The sequence below is a fragment of the Kribbella sp. NPDC004138 genome (genome assembly GCF_053603655.1).
Genome location: NZ_JBSGFZ010000014.1, coordinates 12,702 through 28,781 on the forward strand (window position 1 = coordinate 12,702; position 16,080 = coordinate 28,781).

The 16,080-nt window shown below is 68.3% G+C and carries 16 protein-coding genes; 9 read left to right on the plus strand and 7 right to left on the minus strand.

From position 1 onward, the window contains the following. The first annotated feature begins 45 nt into the window (after window positions 1–45). Window positions 46–5,097: a fibronectin type III domain-containing protein gene (locus ACWEOO_RS20525; RefSeq protein ID WP_452144330.1), complete on the plus strand. Its 5,052-nt coding sequence runs from the start codon at window positions 46–48 to the stop codon at window positions 5,095–5,097. A 57-nt stretch (window positions 5,098–5,154) separates the two neighbouring features. On the opposite strand, the gene ypfJ is transcribed toward ACWEOO_RS20525, so the two are convergent. After that, window positions 5,155–6,057: a KPN_02809 family neutral zinc metallopeptidase gene (gene ypfJ / locus ACWEOO_RS20530; RefSeq protein ID WP_452144331.1), complete on the minus strand. Its 903-nt coding sequence runs from the start codon at window positions 6,055–6,057 to the stop codon at window positions 5,155–5,157. A gap of 95 nt (window positions 6,058–6,152) precedes the next feature. On the opposite strand from ypfJ, the gene ACWEOO_RS20535 reads away from it, so the two are divergent. Beyond that, complete coding sequence (locus tag ACWEOO_RS20535; RefSeq protein WP_359929218.1) at window positions 6,153–7,751, plus strand: ABC-F family ATP-binding cassette domain-containing protein; 1,599 nt, start codon at window positions 6,153–6,155, stop codon at window positions 7,749–7,751. Between the two features lie 24 nt (window positions 7,752–7,775). Next, window positions 7,776–8,540: an enoyl-CoA hydratase/isomerase family protein gene (locus ACWEOO_RS20540; RefSeq protein ID WP_452144332.1), complete on the plus strand. Its 765-nt coding sequence runs from the start codon at window positions 7,776–7,778 to the stop codon at window positions 8,538–8,540. On the opposite strand, the gene ACWEOO_RS20545 is transcribed toward ACWEOO_RS20540, so the two are convergent. The 3 genes from ACWEOO_RS20545 to ACWEOO_RS20555 are packed head-to-tail and all read right to left on the minus strand — an operon-like array spanning window position 8,537 to window position 9,746. Next, complete coding sequence (locus ACWEOO_RS20545) at window positions 8,537–8,977, minus strand: SRPBCC family protein (RefSeq protein WP_452144333.1); 441 nt, start codon at window positions 8,975–8,977, stop codon at window positions 8,537–8,539. The genes ACWEOO_RS20540 and ACWEOO_RS20545 overlap by 4 nt on opposite strands. Continuing rightward, window positions 8,974–9,309 carry an ArsR/SmtB family transcription factor gene (locus ACWEOO_RS20550; protein ID WP_452144334.1) on the minus strand — a complete coding sequence of 112 codons (336 nt, stop codon included), beginning with the start codon at window positions 9,307–9,309 and terminating at the stop codon, window positions 8,974–8,976. Before ACWEOO_RS20550 ends, ACWEOO_RS20545 begins: the two co-directional genes overlap by 4 nt. Then, on the minus strand, window positions 9,306–9,746 hold the full coding sequence (locus ACWEOO_RS20555; RefSeq protein ID WP_452144335.1) for an SRPBCC domain-containing protein: 441 nt from the start codon (window positions 9,744–9,746) through the stop codon (window positions 9,306–9,308). Before ACWEOO_RS20555 ends, ACWEOO_RS20550 begins: the two co-directional genes overlap by 4 nt. Before the next feature lie 130 nt (window positions 9,747–9,876). Here ACWEOO_RS20555 and ACWEOO_RS20560 point away from each other — a divergent pair, with 130 nt between their 5' ends. After that, entirely contained in the window at window positions 9,877–11,763 is a 1,887-nt protein-coding gene (locus ACWEOO_RS20560; RefSeq protein WP_452144336.1) for an ABC transporter ATP-binding protein, read from the plus strand. Next, window positions 11,763–11,939, plus strand: coding sequence for a hypothetical protein (locus ACWEOO_RS20565; RefSeq protein WP_359929208.1), 177 nt, complete (start codon window positions 11,763–11,765; stop codon window positions 11,937–11,939). The genes ACWEOO_RS20560 and ACWEOO_RS20565 overlap by 1 nt, the downstream gene beginning before the upstream one ends. Here ACWEOO_RS20565 and ACWEOO_RS20570 read toward each other — a convergent pair. From ACWEOO_RS20570 to ACWEOO_RS20580, 3 genes are all read right to left on the minus strand, one after another. Beyond that, window positions 11,911–12,429 carry a hypothetical protein gene (locus ACWEOO_RS20570; protein ID WP_452144337.1) on the minus strand — a complete coding sequence of 173 codons (519 nt, stop codon included), beginning with the start codon at window positions 12,427–12,429 and terminating at the stop codon, window positions 11,911–11,913. The two genes, ACWEOO_RS20565 and ACWEOO_RS20570, sit on opposite strands and share 29 nt — an antisense overlap. A gap of 65 nt (window positions 12,430–12,494) precedes the next feature. Beyond that, window positions 12,495–13,253, minus strand: coding sequence for a polyprenyl diphosphate synthase (gene uppS, locus ACWEOO_RS20575; protein WP_452144338.1), 759 nt, complete (start codon window positions 13,251–13,253; stop codon window positions 12,495–12,497). Continuing rightward, the gene (locus tag ACWEOO_RS20580; RefSeq protein ID WP_359929203.1) at window positions 13,253–14,329 is read right to left on the minus strand and encodes an ATP-dependent DNA ligase; all 1,077 of its coding nucleotides are present in this window, start codon (window positions 14,327–14,329) and stop codon (window positions 13,253–13,255) included. The genes uppS and ACWEOO_RS20580 overlap by 1 nt, the downstream gene beginning before the upstream one ends. Before the next feature lie 105 nt (window positions 14,330–14,434). On the opposite strand from ACWEOO_RS20580, the gene ACWEOO_RS20585 reads away from it, so the two are divergent. The 4 genes from ACWEOO_RS20585 to ACWEOO_RS20600 are packed head-to-tail and all read left to right on the plus strand — an operon-like array spanning window position 14,435 to window position 16,069. Then, window positions 14,435–15,013, plus strand: coding sequence for an FHA domain-containing protein (locus tag ACWEOO_RS20585; RefSeq protein WP_452144339.1), 579 nt, complete (start codon window positions 14,435–14,437; stop codon window positions 15,011–15,013). Between the two features lie 38 nt (window positions 15,014–15,051). Further along, the gene (locus ACWEOO_RS20590; protein WP_359929199.1) at window positions 15,052–15,330 is read left to right on the plus strand and encodes a hypothetical protein; all 279 of its coding nucleotides are present in this window, start codon (window positions 15,052–15,054) and stop codon (window positions 15,328–15,330) included. Beyond that, window positions 15,327–15,737, plus strand: coding sequence for a MerR family transcriptional regulator (locus ACWEOO_RS20595; RefSeq protein WP_452144340.1), 411 nt, complete (start codon window positions 15,327–15,329; stop codon window positions 15,735–15,737). The genes ACWEOO_RS20590 and ACWEOO_RS20595 overlap by 4 nt, the downstream gene beginning before the upstream one ends. After that, window positions 15,734–16,069 carry a YnfA family protein gene (locus tag ACWEOO_RS20600; protein ID WP_452144341.1) on the plus strand — a complete coding sequence of 112 codons (336 nt, stop codon included), beginning with the start codon at window positions 15,734–15,736 and terminating at the stop codon, window positions 16,067–16,069. The genes ACWEOO_RS20595 and ACWEOO_RS20600 overlap by 4 nt, the downstream gene beginning before the upstream one ends. Window positions 16,070–16,080 lie beyond the last annotated feature (11 nt).

Genomic DNA, 16,080 nt, shown 5'->3' on the forward strand with positions numbered 1-16,080 from the left:
AATGCCGGGCCCGGACAGTACCTGCCGTTGTCGCCACCACAGCGAATGCTGGACACCGGAACGCATATCGGCGTCCCGACCACCACGCCGGTCCCCGCCCAGGGGACAGTGACAGTTCAGTTCACCGGCCGCAACGGCGTACCCGCGACCGGCGTGAGCGCCATCCAGATGAACATCATCACGATCTCCCCGACGGCGACCGGGTCGGTGTTCGCCTGGCCGACGGGGGAGGCCGTGCCGAGCGCGCCCAGCTTCTATTTCTACGCGAACAGCGGATTCACCTCGTCCTCCTCGACGGTTCGGGTGAACTCCGCGGGTGCGATCAGCTTCAAGAACGGCAGCGCCGGCACGGTCCGGATCCTCGCCGACGTGACGGGCTACTACACCGATGCGTCGTCGCAGACCTCGGGCAATCGTCTGGTCCCGTTGCGCCAGGCGCGGGTCATCGACACCAGGAACAAGATCGGTGTCACGACCAACACGCCGGTCCCGGCCAACTCCGCGATCACCGTCACCATCGCGACGAAGGGTGGTCTGCCGGCAGTGGCGAACATCACCGCCGCTGTCGTGAACGTCACCGCGTGGTCGCCGACGGCCGCTGGTGGATGGACGTTGTACCCAGGTGGTGGTGCCCGACCCAGCGCCTATCACGGCAACTTCGGCGCCGCGAAGCCGTACACGAACAGTGCTGTCGTTCAGCTCTCAAGCACCGGCAGCCTGACGCTCTTCAATGTCTCTTCGGGTACGACGCACTACACCGTCGACGTCGTCGGCTATTTCACCGCTGCGACGAATCCCGCAGCGATCTCCTTGCGGTCCGTCCCCGTCGCGCAGCAGCGCCTGCTCGACACAGGTTCGGCGACTTTGGTGCCTGTGAACGGCGTACAGACGCTGCAGCTGTTCGGCAAAGCCGGTCTCCCGGCGAGCGGCGTCACGTTCGCTGCGCTCCGAGTGACTGCTTACGGCTCGACCACCAGTGGTGAGGTCGTGACCTATCCGGGGAACGAAACCCGGCCGACCGGAGTGACGGACGTCGCGCCGCCGTCAGCCAATACGCTGTCCTACAACCTGATGTGGGCCCGCGTCAGCCCCACCGGAACGGTCAGCATCGGCAACGGCACCAACGCCGGCGTCCGCCTGTACGTCGACATCCAGGCGTACGCCGTCGCGCCGTCGAAGCCGCAGCCGCCGCTCCACGTCACCGGAGGCGCCCGCGACCGGGCCGTGGAGGTCCGCTGGGATCCGCCGGCCGACTCGGGGGATCTCCCGATCGCTGGATACGACATACTGACGTCTCCCGGGGGTCAGACTGCGTCGACCAGCACCGGCACCTCCGTCGTCGTGCAGGGACTCACGAACGGTACTGCGTACACGTTCCAGGTTCGCGCGAAGACAGCGGCGGGCGCGTCGGACTACTCCGCGGCGTCGCAGGCGATCAAGCCGGCGGCGCCCGCTCCACCCGGCGCGCCGTTCATCACGAACACTCTCGGTCGGGACAGCGAGGCGGTGGTGACGTGGTCCGCACCAGAGGGCGCGGTCGATCAGGTGGCCAGTTACAAGGTCACGACAGTCCCGGCCACGACGCCAGTGACTGTTGCTGGTGACCAGCACAGTGCAACACTGCCCAGCCTGACGAACGGCCAGCTCTACAAAGTCGTGGTCACGGCAACGAACGCCAACGGCTCGACGGCGTCCATGGCAGTTCCGGTGATCCCGAAGGTTGCCGAAGTCCCCCTGAAACCAGTGGACCTCGCACTCTTCCAGCTCGACGGCCGCCTGGACATCCAGTGGGTCCAACCGGCCGACGGCGGCGCCGACATCCTCGACTACGAGGTCACCGCCAACCCAGGGGACCACCGGATCGTCATCCCCGCCGGCACGACCGTGACCGGTTTCACCGGCCTCGACAACGGCACGACGTACACCGTCAAGGTCCGAGCCCGCAACAAAACCGGTACCGGCGACTGGTCCGTGGCGACCGGCACGCCATCAGCCACCCGGCCGCCCAACGCACCAACCGATCTGCAAGCTTCAGTCACCGAGAACGGCACGATCACCGTGGCCTGGGAACCGCCGATCGACACCGGCTCCGCCCCGATCACGGGCTACCGCGTGACGGTCAGCCCCGGCGGACGGGTCGTCGACACGACCTCGCTGTCCGCCGCGGTCGACGGGCTCGATCAGCAGACGCAGTACACCTTCGTCGTCTCGGCGCTGAACATGCACGGCGCCGGCCTGCCGACAGCAGCTTCCAGGCCGATCAAGCCGACCATCGCCGTTGCCCAGGACCCGATCGTCCTGACCGCTGACTCGATGAGCCGAATCGCGAACGTTGGCACCACGAGCATCTCCGTGACCAATCCGAACGAACAGCTCAACGCCATCCAGGCGGGCGCCATCGTCGTCGCCACCTCGAGCCCAGTAACCCCAGAGGGACTGCTCCGCAAGGTCCTACGGGTCGACACCGGCACGGTCTTGGTCTTCCAAACCGAAGACGCGTCGTTGCCCGACGTCGTGTCCGATGGCGCCTTGTCCCGCGACATCAAGATCAAGGACTCCGACGGCCTGCGGTTCCAGCAAGAGACTCCGGGCGCGACGCTGCGGCACCCGACGGTGAAGGGCAAGACGCTACGGCAGGGAGCCCCGCGAGCCCGCGCCGGCACCTCGGCAACAGTCGACCCGCCGACCTTCGGGCTGCACGACGGAAAGTTCACTTTCGAGTTCTCCGCGGACATCGACCATGGTGTGCACGTGGAGATAGCGGGCTCGCTGGATCCGTCGTTCGAGGTCAACGGCGGACCCGGCTCGCCCCAGAGCGAGTACACGATCAAGGCCGACACCGACATCGAGTACAGGGTCGACCAGTCGTTCTGGAGAGGCGAGAAGGAACGCCGCATCCCGATTGGGCACCTGCGGGGCGCCTGCGTTGCGGTGTACCTCGGCCGTCTCCCGGTCGAAATGTGTCCGGGCGTCGACGTGTACGTGGTGCTGACCGTCGAAGGCCGAGCAGGCATCAGACTCGTCGGCCATTCATCCGGTCAGTTCGGAGATCGCATTCGCCGCAACGGCAACACGCTGAGCGATGAGCCGTTCGGCGACCAGAGCTTGGTGTCCGAACCGCACCTCGACGCGTTCGGCAACATCGACGAAACGCTCGCCCTCGAACCCGACATCATGCTGCTGTTCTACGGAACGGCCGGTCCGTACATCACCGCAAAGCCGTACGCTCGGGCCGAGGCGGACACAGACAAGAACCCGTTCATCGCAGGTTTCCTCGGAGTCCAACTCACTGGTGGTCTGACGGCAGATCTGGCCACGAAGAACGTCCTGCACCAGCAGTTCGAAGGGTTCCGCTGGGAGCAGCAGGTCTTCGACTCGGGTGGACCGATCCGCAACGTGCTGATTGATCCGCCGAGCGCGGAGTTGGCAGTGGGCGAGACGATCGACTTCAACAGCCACATCTTCGGCTATCCGGACGAGCCCGCGACATGGAGCGTCGTGAAGGGACCCGGGACCGTCACCCAGGACGGAGTCTACGACGCGGTCGCCGATGGCGTCGTGAAGGTTCAGGCCCTGGTCCCGCCGAACGGCGACCACGGCGAGCTCACGGCAGAAGCCGGGATCTATGTCGGCCCTCATGTCCCGACCCCACCCCGAGACGTCACCGCCACCCCCGGCAACCTGGCCGCCCTGGTCACCTGGCGGGAGCCCTCGCAGCCAGGTGGCAACCCCATCGACCGCTACGTCCTGACCACCGAGCCGGACACAGGCTCGCACACCGTCCCCGGTTCGAACCTGAGCACGGTCATCGGTGGCCTACGGGCCGGCGTCAGCTACACGGTCAGCGTCTTCGCTGTCACCGCCGCTGGGCAGAGCGGGCCTGGTACGTCGCAGCCGGTCGTCGCCGGTAGTCCGTTGATCGACAATCCGGGCGCCAACGATCTGATGCGCGGGATGGACGGGAAGACGAGCACCGTCGGCGTCGAGCTCTCCGACGACGGCCGCTACGCGTTCTTCCCGTTGAGCCTGACCCCGGACGAGGTCGGGCCGCCCGGGATCCCGCGGGACGGCAACTTCTACCTCGTCCGTAGAGACCTGGCCAACGGCGAGGTCGAGCTGGCCTCGCGTGCGGCGGACGCCCGTTCACCACAGATGATCTCAGCGGCGGTCGACCCGTTATCCGGTGGCTTCGGTCGTCCGAAGCCGAAGCTCGCGAGCGCTGCGAATGGCCGCTATATCGCCTACATCGTGGATGGGGACGGTCCGGCGCGCAAGGTCATGGTCTACGACTTCGACGAGCACGCGGTGTGGACTGCCGACCCGGGAATCTCGGCACCTGTCGAGCGCATCGCGCTGTCGGACTCCGGAAGCATCTTGGCCTTGAATACTCTGGTCGAGGACCCTGGATTCCCGCAGGGTGATGTTCGAAAGATATTCCGGGCAGTTAAGGGCAGCGCGGTCCAGCGGATCGACATGTGTACGTCGAGTCTGGTCTGCGATTCCGCCAACATGACCGGGATGCCGGGTGACGGCAATACCATCGTCTATACGATGACGGTGAACGACAATCGGAGTCCTTACTTCAACGGAGCCAACGAATACGTGTTCTACAATGCGTCGACCGGTCAGGTGAGTATGCCGTACTACAAGATGGGTGGGTTGTCGTTCGGCCCGATGCAGCTGAGCCGGGACGGCCGGTACTTCATTTCCAATGCCCTTCTCATGAAGGGCTTCGATCCCGACTCGTCCGCAGTCGTGGTCAAACGCCTTGGGACTGGCGTGGTCACCGAATCCGACATTGTTCAGGGTGGATACTACTGGGATATTCCCGGTGTGCCGTTGGCTGTCAGTAACGATGCCAACATCTTGGCGTGGGAGCCCGGCGCCAGCGACGTGGTTCCAGCTCGGCCGGGTCATTTCGTGGTGCAGGACCGGGCCGATGGGACTCGCGTGTCCGTCCAGGATCCGGCGCCGTTCCCGCCGTTCACCATCTGGTCGATGACCATGACGCCGGACGGGAGCATGGTCGCCTGGCTCCCCGGGACGTCCACCACCGATCCCGATCCGGCGCACCCATTGGCGCAACGGATCGGATAGGTACCGCAAACCGCCCCTGGACTCCGCGGAGTCCAGGGGCGGTTTCGTTCACTGGAGTTACAGCGGGTTGGCGGACCAGGTGTCGCAGGCGGTCATGTCGCCGGAGTCCATGCCCTTGGTGAACCAGCGCATGCGCTGTTCGGCGGTGCCGTGGCTGAAGCTTTCCGGGGTGACCTGGCCCTGGGTCTTCTGCTGGATGCGGTCGTCGCCGACCGAGGCGGCGGCGTCCAGGCCGCGGGCGATGTCGTCCTCGCTCAGCTCGGTGATCAGCGGCTGGCCGCTGCTGTTCGGGACCGTGGTCGCGTGGTTGGTCCAGATCCCGGCCAGGCAGTCGGCCTGGAGTTCGGAGCGGACCGAGTCGGACGCCGGGCCGTTGCGAGACTTGATCCGGTCGAGGATGCCGTACAGGTTCTGGATGTGGTGGCCGTACTCGTGCGCCACGACGTACGCCTCGGCGAACTCGCCGCCGCGCGCGCCCAGGTCGTTCTGCAGCGTCTGGAAGAACCCGATGTCCAGGTAGACCCGCTTGTCCGGCGGGCAGTAGAACGGGCCGACCGCGCTGGTCGCCGGGCCGCAGCCGGTGTTCACCGAGCCCTCGAAGACCCGCATCGGCGCCCGCGTGTACTTCTTGCCGCGGCGCGGGAGTTCCGCGGCCCAGAAGCTCTCGATCGAGTTCTGGTAGAAGACGAACCGGCAGTCCGAGTTCGACTGCAGGTCGCTGCCCTTCTTGCACGAGTCGAGGTTGCCCGCGGCCGTGTTCCGCGCCGCCGGTTCGTCGCTGCCACCTCCGCCTGGCAGGCCGCCGGACAGCAGCAGGATCACGACCAGCAGGATGATGCCGCCGATACCGCCGCCGACCGGGATCATCCCGCCCGGCAGGCCGCTGCGGCCGCCGCCACCACTACCGCGGGTATCCTCGACGCCGCTGGTGTCGAGATCCGCGTCCGGATTGAATTTCATCCCACCTACACTAGACCTCAGTGCGGGGGATTTCGGCGTGCCGTGACACCGCCGTATCGACCAGTTGCCGAGTGTAAGGACGCGCCCGAACCCCGATGATCACTGTCTCCCATCTCGAGGTTCGCGTCGGTGCCCGCCAACTGCTCGCGCCCGCGTCGTTCCGGGTCGGCCCCGGCGACAAGGTCGGTCTGGTCGGCCGCAACGGCGCCGGGAAGACCACCCTGACCAAGATCCTTGCCGGTGAGGGCCTGCCGGCCAGCGGCACCGTCACGTCGTCGGGCGAGATCGGTTACCTGCCGCAGGACCCGCGTACCGGCGACCTCGACGTCCTGGCCCGGGACCGGATCCTGTCCGCCCGCGGCCTGGACGAGGTCGTCCGGCGGATGCGCTCGGCCGAGAAGTCGATGGCCAGCGCGGACGAGAAGACCCGCGCCAAGGGCATGCGGCGGTACGAGCGCGCCGAGGCGGACCTGCATGCCGCCGGCGGGTACGCGGCCGAGTCCGAGGCGGCCCGGATCGCGGCGAACCTCGGCCTCCCGGACCGCGTGCTCGGCCAGCCGCTGTCGACCCTGTCGGGTGGTCAGCGCCGCCGCGTCGAGCTGGCCCGGATCCTGTTCGCGCAGGCCGAGACGCTGCTGCTCGACGAGCCGACCAACCACCTGGACGCCGACTCGATCATCTGGCTGCGCGACTTCCTGAAGTCGTACGCCGGTGGCGTGATCATGATCAGCCACGACGTGAACCTGCTCGAGGAGACCGTCACCCGGGTGTTCCACCTGGACGCGAACCGCGCCGAGATCGACGTCTACAACGTCGGCTGGAAGGCGTACCTGAGCCAGCGCGAGACCGACGAGCGCCGCCGCAAGCGCGAGCGGGCGAACGCGGAGAAGAAGGCGTCCCAGCTGGTCGACCAGGCGAACAAGATGCGCGCCAAGGCGACCAAGGCGACCGCCGCGCAGCAGATGCTGCGGCGCGCCGAACAGCTGATGTCGTCGCTGGAGGAGGAGCGCCAGTCCGACCGGGTCGCGAAGATCGCGTTCCCGACGCCGGCGCCGTGCGGCAAGACGCCGCTGATGGCGCGTGAGCTGTCGAAGTCGTACGGCTCGCTGGAAATCTTCACCGACGTCGACCTGGCGATCGACAAGGGCTCGCGGGTGGTCGTGCTCGGCCTGAACGGCGCCGGCAAGACCACGCTGCTGCGGATCCTCGGCGGGATCGAGAAGGCCGACACCGGTGAGGTGATCGACGGCCACGGCCTCAAGCTCGGGTATTACGCCCAGGAGCACGAGACCCTGGACGTGAACCGCACGGTGCTGGAGAACATGAAGACCGCCGCCCCGGACCTGAACGAGACCCAGGCGCGCAGTGTGCTCGGCTCGTTCCTGTTCACCGGCGACGACGCGGACAAGCCGGCCAGGGTGCTGTCCGGCGGCGAGAAGACCCGCCTCGCCCTCGCCACGCTGGTCGTGTCCGCGGCGAACGTCCTGCTCCTCGACGAGCCGACCAACAACCTCGACCCGGCCTCCCGCGCCGAGGTGCTGAACGCGATCCGCTCGTACACGGGCGCGATCGTGCTGGTCACGCACGACGAGGGCGCCGTCGAGGCGCTCGAGCCCGAGCGTGTCGTGCTGCTCCCGGACGGCGTCGAGGACCTCTGGACGAGCGAGTACGCCGACCTGATCTCGCTCGCCTGATTACTTCCGGGTAATATCCGCGCCATGACAGGTCTGCGGTTGACGGTGGACGGGCCGGTGGCCCGGGTGGTGCTGGATCGGCCTGAGGTGCGGAACGCGCAGACGCCGGCGATGTGGAGCGCGCTGGCCGCTTTCGGTACGGCGCTGCCGCCCGAGGTGCGGGTGGTCGTCGTGTCGGGGGAGGGGCCGTCGTTCTCGGCGGGACTCGACCGGCGGCTGATCATGGGGGAGAACGACCTGGGCCAGGAGCCGCTGCTGACGCTCGGAGCGAAGCCGACCGACGAGGTCCTGGAGCTGATCGCGACCTTCCAGTCCGGTTTCTCCTGGTTGCGGCGCCCCGAGATCGTCAGCATCGCCGCGGTGCAGGGGCATGCGGTCGGGGCCGGCTTCCAGCTCGCGCTGGCCTGCGACCTCCGGGTCGTCACGCCGGACGCGCGCTTCAGCATGCGCGAGCCGTCGCTCGGGCTGGTCCCCGACCTCGGCGGCACCAAGCCGCTCGTCGAGCTGATCGGCTACTCCCGGGCGCTGGAGATCTGCACGACCAGCCGCTGGGTCGAGGCCGCGGAGGCGAAGGAGCTCGGCCTCGCGAACATCGTCGTACCAGCGGACGAGCTGGAGGCGACGGTGAAGGACCTGTCCGACGCGCTGCTCGGGCCGTTGCCGGGAGCGATCCGCGAGACCAAGGCTCTGCTGCTCGGTGCCGCGGACCGCTCGTACGACGACCAGCTCAGGTTCGAGCGGGAGGCGCAGGAACGCCGTCTGAAGGAGCTCCTGGCCGCGTTCGGCTAGTGCCAGTTGCTCACGGGTACGTCGTTCGGCGCCGGGTCGCCCTTGCCGGTCTCGACGTACTGCTTGAGGCTCATCAGGAACGTCGCCCACTTCGTGCTGCAGTGGTACATGAAGTCGACCGGCTCCCGCCAACCCTCGTGCTTGAACAGGACGATCGCGTACTCGTCGGCCTGGGAGAGACGGAAGCTGACGTGCGTGCCGATCCACTCCTCCGGTCCGCCGACGACCTCCCAGCGGACCAGTTCCGGCGCGGTCTCCAGGATCTTCATGTCGAACCCGTCGCCGCCCGCGCTGGCGAAGCGGAACGCGATGACGCCGTCGGGGTCGCCCTTGGTGTCCTCGGTCCACCAGCCGGCCAAGCCGTCGATGGTGGTGAGAGCCGTGTGCACGTCCTTCATCGGCGCAATGACGCCGACCCTGTGCAGGATGTCGCTCATGATCGTTCCCCTTTTCGTCTTTCGATTGACTCGGCGATGCGCTTGATGCGCTGCAGCCGCCGGTCCCACGTCGCGGTGACGTCGGTGAGTTGGTTGATCGCGCGGGCGAGCTGTTCGTCGTCCACGGTGTAGCGGCGTTCGCGCCCGGACGGCGTGGAGTGCACGAGTCCGGCCCGGTCGAGAACGCCGAGGTGTTTCGCGACCGCCTGCCGGGTGACCGGCAGCTTGTCGCTGAGACTGGTCGCCGTGCCGCCGCCGTCGGCCAGCAGCAGGTCGAGCATCCGCCGCCGGGTCGGGTCGCCGATCGCCGACCAGAGCTCGTCGTCGATCACGACCGCTGCGCCAGCTTTCCGGCGTACGGCGCGATCCGGGGGAGGAAGTAGTCCCAGCCGCTGGTGTGGTCCTCGAGCACCGCGTCGGACTTGGCGGCTTCGTCGTACCCGGTCTCGGCGAACCGGAGCAGGGTGCCGCCGTCGACCGGGACGAGGTCGAACGTCACCAGCACCGAGTTCTCCGCAGTGGCGACCTCGCCGTCGTAGTCCCAGCGGAACGTGAACCGGCGCGGCGGCTCGGCCTCGATCACCGTCACCGGAACCGTCATCATGCCGTCGTCCTGCTTGAAACCGATGGTCCCGGTCGCGCCCGGTACGGCGTCGAGCTCGGCCTCGTCCGGCCACCACTCGCGCAGGTGCTCGGGCGAGCTGACCACCTCGTACACCACCTCCGGCGCGGCCGCGATCCGGATCTCCCGCTCGATGCTCCTGGTCATGCCCCTCATCCTTTCGCAACCTTTGGTTGCTCATGACTGTAGACCATCGCCGCCGGGATGCGCAACCAAAAGTTGCGGGAAGTGTGCGCGGGCACCGGATGTTGAGAAGATCAGGTGAAAGGGAGGCCGGATGTCGGGAATGATGCGCCCCGGAATGGGTGCGATGGGCTGGCGGCGCCAGGACACGTCGGTGCTGGAGCAGAAGCTGGCCAAGGGCACGCTGCGGCGGATCGTCCGGTTCGCCAAGCCGTACCGCTGGCACATCACGGCGTTCCTGCTGCTGGTGATCGTCTCGGCGTTCCTGGTGATCGCGTCGCCGCTGCTGTTCAAGAAGATCGTCGACGACGGGATCTCCAAGGGGAACGCCGGCCTGGTCACCGCGCTCGCGCTGATCGTCGCGTTGCTCGCGGTCGTGGAGGCAGTTCTCGGCCTGGTGCAGCGCTGGTTCTCGGCGCGGATCGGTGAAGGGCTGATCTTCGACCTGCGGACCAGGGTGTTCGCGCACGTGCAGCGGATGCCGGTCGCGTTCTTCACCCGGACCCAGACCGGCGCGCTGGTCTCGCGGCTCAACAACGACGTGATCGGCGCCCAGCAGGCCTTCACCTCGACACTGTCCGGCGTCGTCTCGAACGTCATCAGCCTGATCCTGGTCGTCGGCGCGATGCTGGCGCTGAGCTGGCAGTTGACCGTCGTCGCGATCCTGATGCTGCCGATCTTCCTGATCCCGGCGCGCGTGCTGGGCCGGCGGCTCGCCGCGATGACCCGGGAGCAGATGCAACTGAACGCCGAGATGTCGACCGCGATGACCGAGCGGTTCAGTGTCGGCGGCGCGCTGCTGGTCACGCTGTTCGGCCGGCCGTCGATCGAGAACGCCGACTTCGGCGAGCGAGCCGGCCGGGTCCGCGACCTGGGGATCCGGATCGCGATGCTCGGCCGCGTGTTCTTCACCGCGCTGACCCTGGTCGCCGCGTTGGCGACCGCCCTGGTGTACGGCGTGGGCGGCAACCTGGCCGTCCGCGAGACGCTGACGATCGGCACCCTGCTCGCGCTCGTCGCGCTGCTCGGCCGGCTGTACGGTCCGCTGACCGCGCTCTCCAACGTCCGCGTCGACGTGATGACCGCGCTGGTGTCGTTCGAGCGGGTCTTCGAGGTGCTCGACCTCGAGCCGATGATCAAGGACGCGCCGGACGCCGAGGATCTCCCGGGCGACGCGGCGAGTGTCGAGTTCGAGCACGTCGCGTTCTCGTACCCGACGGCGGAGCAGGTCTCACTGGCGAGCCTGGAGTCCGTCGCGGTCCTCGACAAGCGCGTCTCCGCGCAGGTCCTCGGCGACGTCAGCTTCGTGGTCCAGCCGGGCCAGATGGTCGCCCTCGTGGGGCCGTCGGGCGCCGGCAAGACCACGATCACGAACCTGGTCGCCCGGCTGTACGACGTGAGCGGGGGAGTGGTCCGCGTCGGCGGCCGCGACGTACGAGACGTGACGCTGCAGTCCCTGCACGACACCATCGGGTACGTCACGCAGGACGCGCACATGTTTCACGACACGATCCGCGCCAACCTGGTCTACGCGAAGCCGGGCGCCACCGAGGACGAGATGATCGCCGCGCTGCGGGCCGCGCAGATCTGGGACCTGGTCGCGGCGCTGCCGGACGGGCTGGACACCGTCGTCGGCGACCGCGGCCACCGGTTGTCCGGTGGTGAGCGGCAACGGCTCGCGATCGCCCGCTTGTTGCTGAAGGCGCCGAAGATCGTCGTCCTCGACGAGGCGACCGCGCACCTGGACTCCGAGTCCGAGGTCGCCGTCCAGCGGGCGCTGGACACCGCGCTGGAGGGTCGTACGTCGCTGGTCATCGCGCACCGGCTGTCGACGGTGCGGAACGCGGACCAGATCCTGGTGGTTGACCACGGCAACATCGTCGAGCGCGGCACGCACGAGCAACTGCTCGCGGCAGGCGGCGAGTACGCTGATCTGTACTCCACGCAGTTCAGAGAGTCGGATGCGGCGGCAGGTGTCTGATGATCAAGTTAGGGCTCGTCCTCGCGGCCGGGTACGCCGGGTTCAAGCTCGCGTACCACTCCGAGGACGGCCGTCATTACGGCCGCACGGGTGAGCGTGCGGTCCGTACGACGCTGGCCCTGCTGATCGCCAGCCTGGCCGGCGGCATCACGTACGCGGCTCTGCTCCCGCACTAGCCGGCCGGGAATCGTGCTCCAGCAGGTGGAGCACGGGGACACCGAGGTGTCGGCGGGCCGAGGTGGTCCAGTCCAGGTGGAAGAACTCCGCCACGATGTGTGGGCGGGTCAGGATGATCACCTCGCGGCCCTGGACGTGCTGCACGGTCGCGACCAGGGCGTCGATCGGCCGGTCGTGCGAGATCCCGCCCTCGGCGTTCCGGCCGAGGTCGCGGAGCCGCTGCACACTGCGCCCGGTGCAGCCCTTGGCCTCGGAGTCGATCGCCTTCTGCGCCTCGGCGAGGTCCTCGCGCTGGCCCGCCAGGCCCGGCCCGTAGAGGTCCGCGGTCCCGAGCGCGCTGATCGACGCCTCGACGCCGGCCTCCGCGTTGTGGCAGGGCACCAGCACGTGGTACCTGACCGGCTCGGGCATGTCCTGATGGAGTTCGACGACGCGTTTCGCGTCAGGTTCGGACAGTTCCTGTTCGACGAGCAGTACGACGTCGTACATCGTGCCACCTCCGCTGCTTACCGGTCGGTACACCTCCATAGTGCCCCCGTCCGGGCCGAAAGTATTCAACTGGATCGTTGCAGTCTCCGGCGTCCGTACGTCCGCAGTGCCCGGAGCAGGTCGATCTCCCGGAACGCGGGCCAGTACAGGTCGCAGAACTCGATCTCCGAGCCGGTCGCCTGCCACAGCAGGAAGTCCGACATCCGCAGCTCGCCGCTGGTCCGGATCACCAGCTCGGGGTCCGGCAGGCCCGGGACGTACAGGTGCCGGCTGATGTCGTCCTCGCTCAGCGCGTCCGCGACGTCCTCGATCGACCGCCCGTCCGCGGCCGCCTCGTCGAGCACCGACCGCACGGCGTCCAGCACCTCGAGCCGCCCGCTGTACGCGATCGCGATGGTCAGGTCACCGGAGTCCGGGCGGTCGCGGGTCTCCTCGACGGCCTCCTTCAGCGCACGCGCCGTTGAATCCGGCAACAGATCCAGCTGACCGGCGACGTGCAGCCGCCAGCGGACGTCCCGCCGGACGTGCTCCGCGAGCACGGTTTCGGTGAGGTCCATCAGGTAGCCGACCTGGTCCGCATCGCGTTTGCGCAGGTTGCTCGGCGACGCGACCCAGGCGGTGACGCACCGGATCCCGGCGTCGGCGCACCACTGCAGGAAGAGCTCCAGGTGCTCGGCGCCGAACCGATGACCGATCCGTACGTCGTCGTAGCCGGCCCGCTTCGCCCAGCGCCGGTTGCCGTCCATCGCGATCGCGACGTGCTCCGGCATCGGCAGACCGGCGAGCTGGCGCCTGAGGAGGCGCGTGTAGAGGCCGTAGAGCATCAGCGCTGGGCGCTGGAGAGGACGTCGGCCAGGTCGAACTTCACCGGCTCCTCCAGCTGCTCGTACGTGCAGGACTCCGGCGTACGGTCGGGGCGCCAGCGGACGAACTGTGCGGTGTGGCGGAAGCGGATGCCTTCCATGTGGTCGTAGCGAACCTCGACGACCAGCTCGGGCCGCAGCGGCACGAACGACAGGTCCTTGCCGGCCTGCCATCGGCTGCCCTCGGCGTTGCGCGGCGTCCGGACGCCCTCCTCCTGCTTCGCCCACGCCCACGGGTGGTCGTCGAACGTGGTGACCAGCGGCTGCATCTCCTGGAAGAGCTCCTTGCGGCGCTCGAGCGGGAAGGCGCCGATCACACCGACGCTCGCCAGCGTGCCGTCGTCGTTGTAGAGGCCGAGCAGGAGCGAGCCGATCCGGTCCGGGCCGCTCTTGTGCAGCCGGTAGCCGGCGACGACGCAGTCCGCCGTACGCTCCGGCTTGACCTTGAACATCACCCGCTTGTCGGGCTGGTATGTGCCGTCGAGCGGCTTCGCGATCAGCCCGTCCAGGCCGGCGCCCTCGAACTGCTCGAACCACTGCGCCGCGGTCTCGGGGTCGGCCGTCGCGGGGGTGACGTGGATCGGCTCCTTCACGGTCGCGAGCGCATCCAGCAGCGCCGCGCGGCGTTCGCTGAACGGGCGCTCGGTGTAGTCGTCGTCGCCGAGCGCGAGCAGGTCGAACGCGACGAACCGGGCCGGCGTCTTCTCCGACAGCATGTTCACCCGGCTCGCCGCCGGGTGGATGCGCTGCTGCAGCACCTCGAAGTCCAGCCGGTCGCCGGACGCGCCGATCACGATGATCTCGCCGTCGATCGCGCAGCGCTCCGGGAGGTTGGCCTTCACCGCCTCGACCAGCTCGGGGAAGTAGCGCGTCATCGGCTTCTCGTTCCGGCTGCCGATCTCCACCTCGTCGCCGTCGCGAAAGATGATCGACCGGAAGCCGTCCCACTTCGGCTCGTAGGACATCTCACCGCGCGGGATCTCCTTCACCGGCTTGGCGAGCATCGGCTTGACCGGCGGCATCACAGGCAGTCGCATCCCGTCATTCTGTCCCACTGCACGGACAGTCTCCAGGAACCGGCTGTCACGGTGCTGTGATGGGCCGTGGTGGACAGTGAACCGGTGGCCACGGACAATCTGCCCATGAGCTCGGTTGGGGTGCCGTGGACGCGTCCGTCGGACGCCGACCGTGACCGTGCCTTGGCGATCCTCCGCGACGGCGCCGGCTCCGGCCGCCTGTCCCACGACACGTTCATCCGCCGGATGAACTTCGTCCTCCGCGCCCAGAGCCGCGGCGAACTCGCCGACGCCGTCCGCGACCTCCCACGCGGCGACCGGGGCGCTGGCACCTGGTTGCGTGACCTCCGCGCCCGCATCCCGCGCCTACGAGCCGCCCGTATCCCGACCAGCACGCTGCCTCGTCTCAGCCTGGTCCGCCGTACGGATGCCGCTCCTCTGCACGCTCTTGCCCTGCCCGCGCCCGGCTCACCGACCGTGCGGATCGGCCGGGGGCCCGGCGCGACGCTCCGCCTGCCCGACGAATCGGTCTCGCGGGCCCATGCCGAGCTGCGGTACGTCGACGACGGCTGGATGCTCCGCGACCTCGGCTCCATGAACGGGACCTGCGTCAACGACCTCCGCATCACGACTACCGTGCGGGTCCGGCCGGGGGACCGGGTGGCATTCGGCGCGGTCCAGTTCACGCTGACCTGGCTGCAGTAGTTGCATCCGGTACCTGGGTACGGGTTTACCGTCGATCCATGGACGAGATCTCGCAGTTCTGCACGTTGCCCACCGCGGAGCGGCCGTTCCGCGTCGCCGAGTTCGACCAGCTGTTCGCCGACCACCTGCTGCGCGCCGAGCGCGTGGACCCGCAGACGCTCGACCTGACGCTGGATCCGGAGTCGCTGGCCACGGTCGAGGACCTCACCGCCCGCGAGACCGAGTGCTGCTCGTTCTTCACCTTCACGCTCGAACTTCGCCTCCGTGTCACGGTCCCGCCGACCCAGACCGCCGTACTCGACGGCTTCCTGTCATGAGATCGAGCGAGGTGGCCGCGGCCGCCGGGGTGAACCTGCAGACCCTGCGGTACTACGAACGCCGCGGCCTGCTCGACGAGCCGTCCCGAACCCTCGGCGGCCACCGCATCTACCCGGACGACGCGGTCACCACCCTGCGCGTGATCAAGGCCGCGCAGCGTCTCGGATTCACCCTCGCCGAGGTGTCCGACCTGCTCGACACCGCCCGCCATCGCCACCGGCGCGGCGAGGGAGCCGGTCTCCAGGCCCGTGCCCGCGAGAAACTGTCCGACGTGGAAGCCAAGCTCGCCGACCTCACCGTGATCGCCGAAACCCTCCGAGCCGCCGTCGCCGCCGGCTGCGAAGACCTCGAAACCTGCGCCGGCAACCCCGACTGCCCGATCCCGTTCCCGGAGATCGCCCCGTGACGGTCCTGAAGTCCGTCGCCCTCTTCGTCCTCGCGGCCGTCGCCGAGATCGGCGGCGCCTGGCTGATCTGGCAAGGCTGGCGCGAACACCGCGGCCTGCTCTGGATCGCCGGCGGAATAGTTGCCCTAGGCGCCTACGGCTTCGTCGCCACCTTCCAGCCCGACCCCCACTTCGGCCGAATCCTCGCCGCCTACGGCGGCATCTTCGTCGCCGGCTCCCTCGCCTGGGGCGTCCTCGTCGACCACTTCAAACCCGACCGCTACGACCTCCTAGGCGCCACCATCTGCCTCCTGGGCGTCCTCGTCATCATGTACGCCCCACGCAACTCATAACCGCCAGCTAC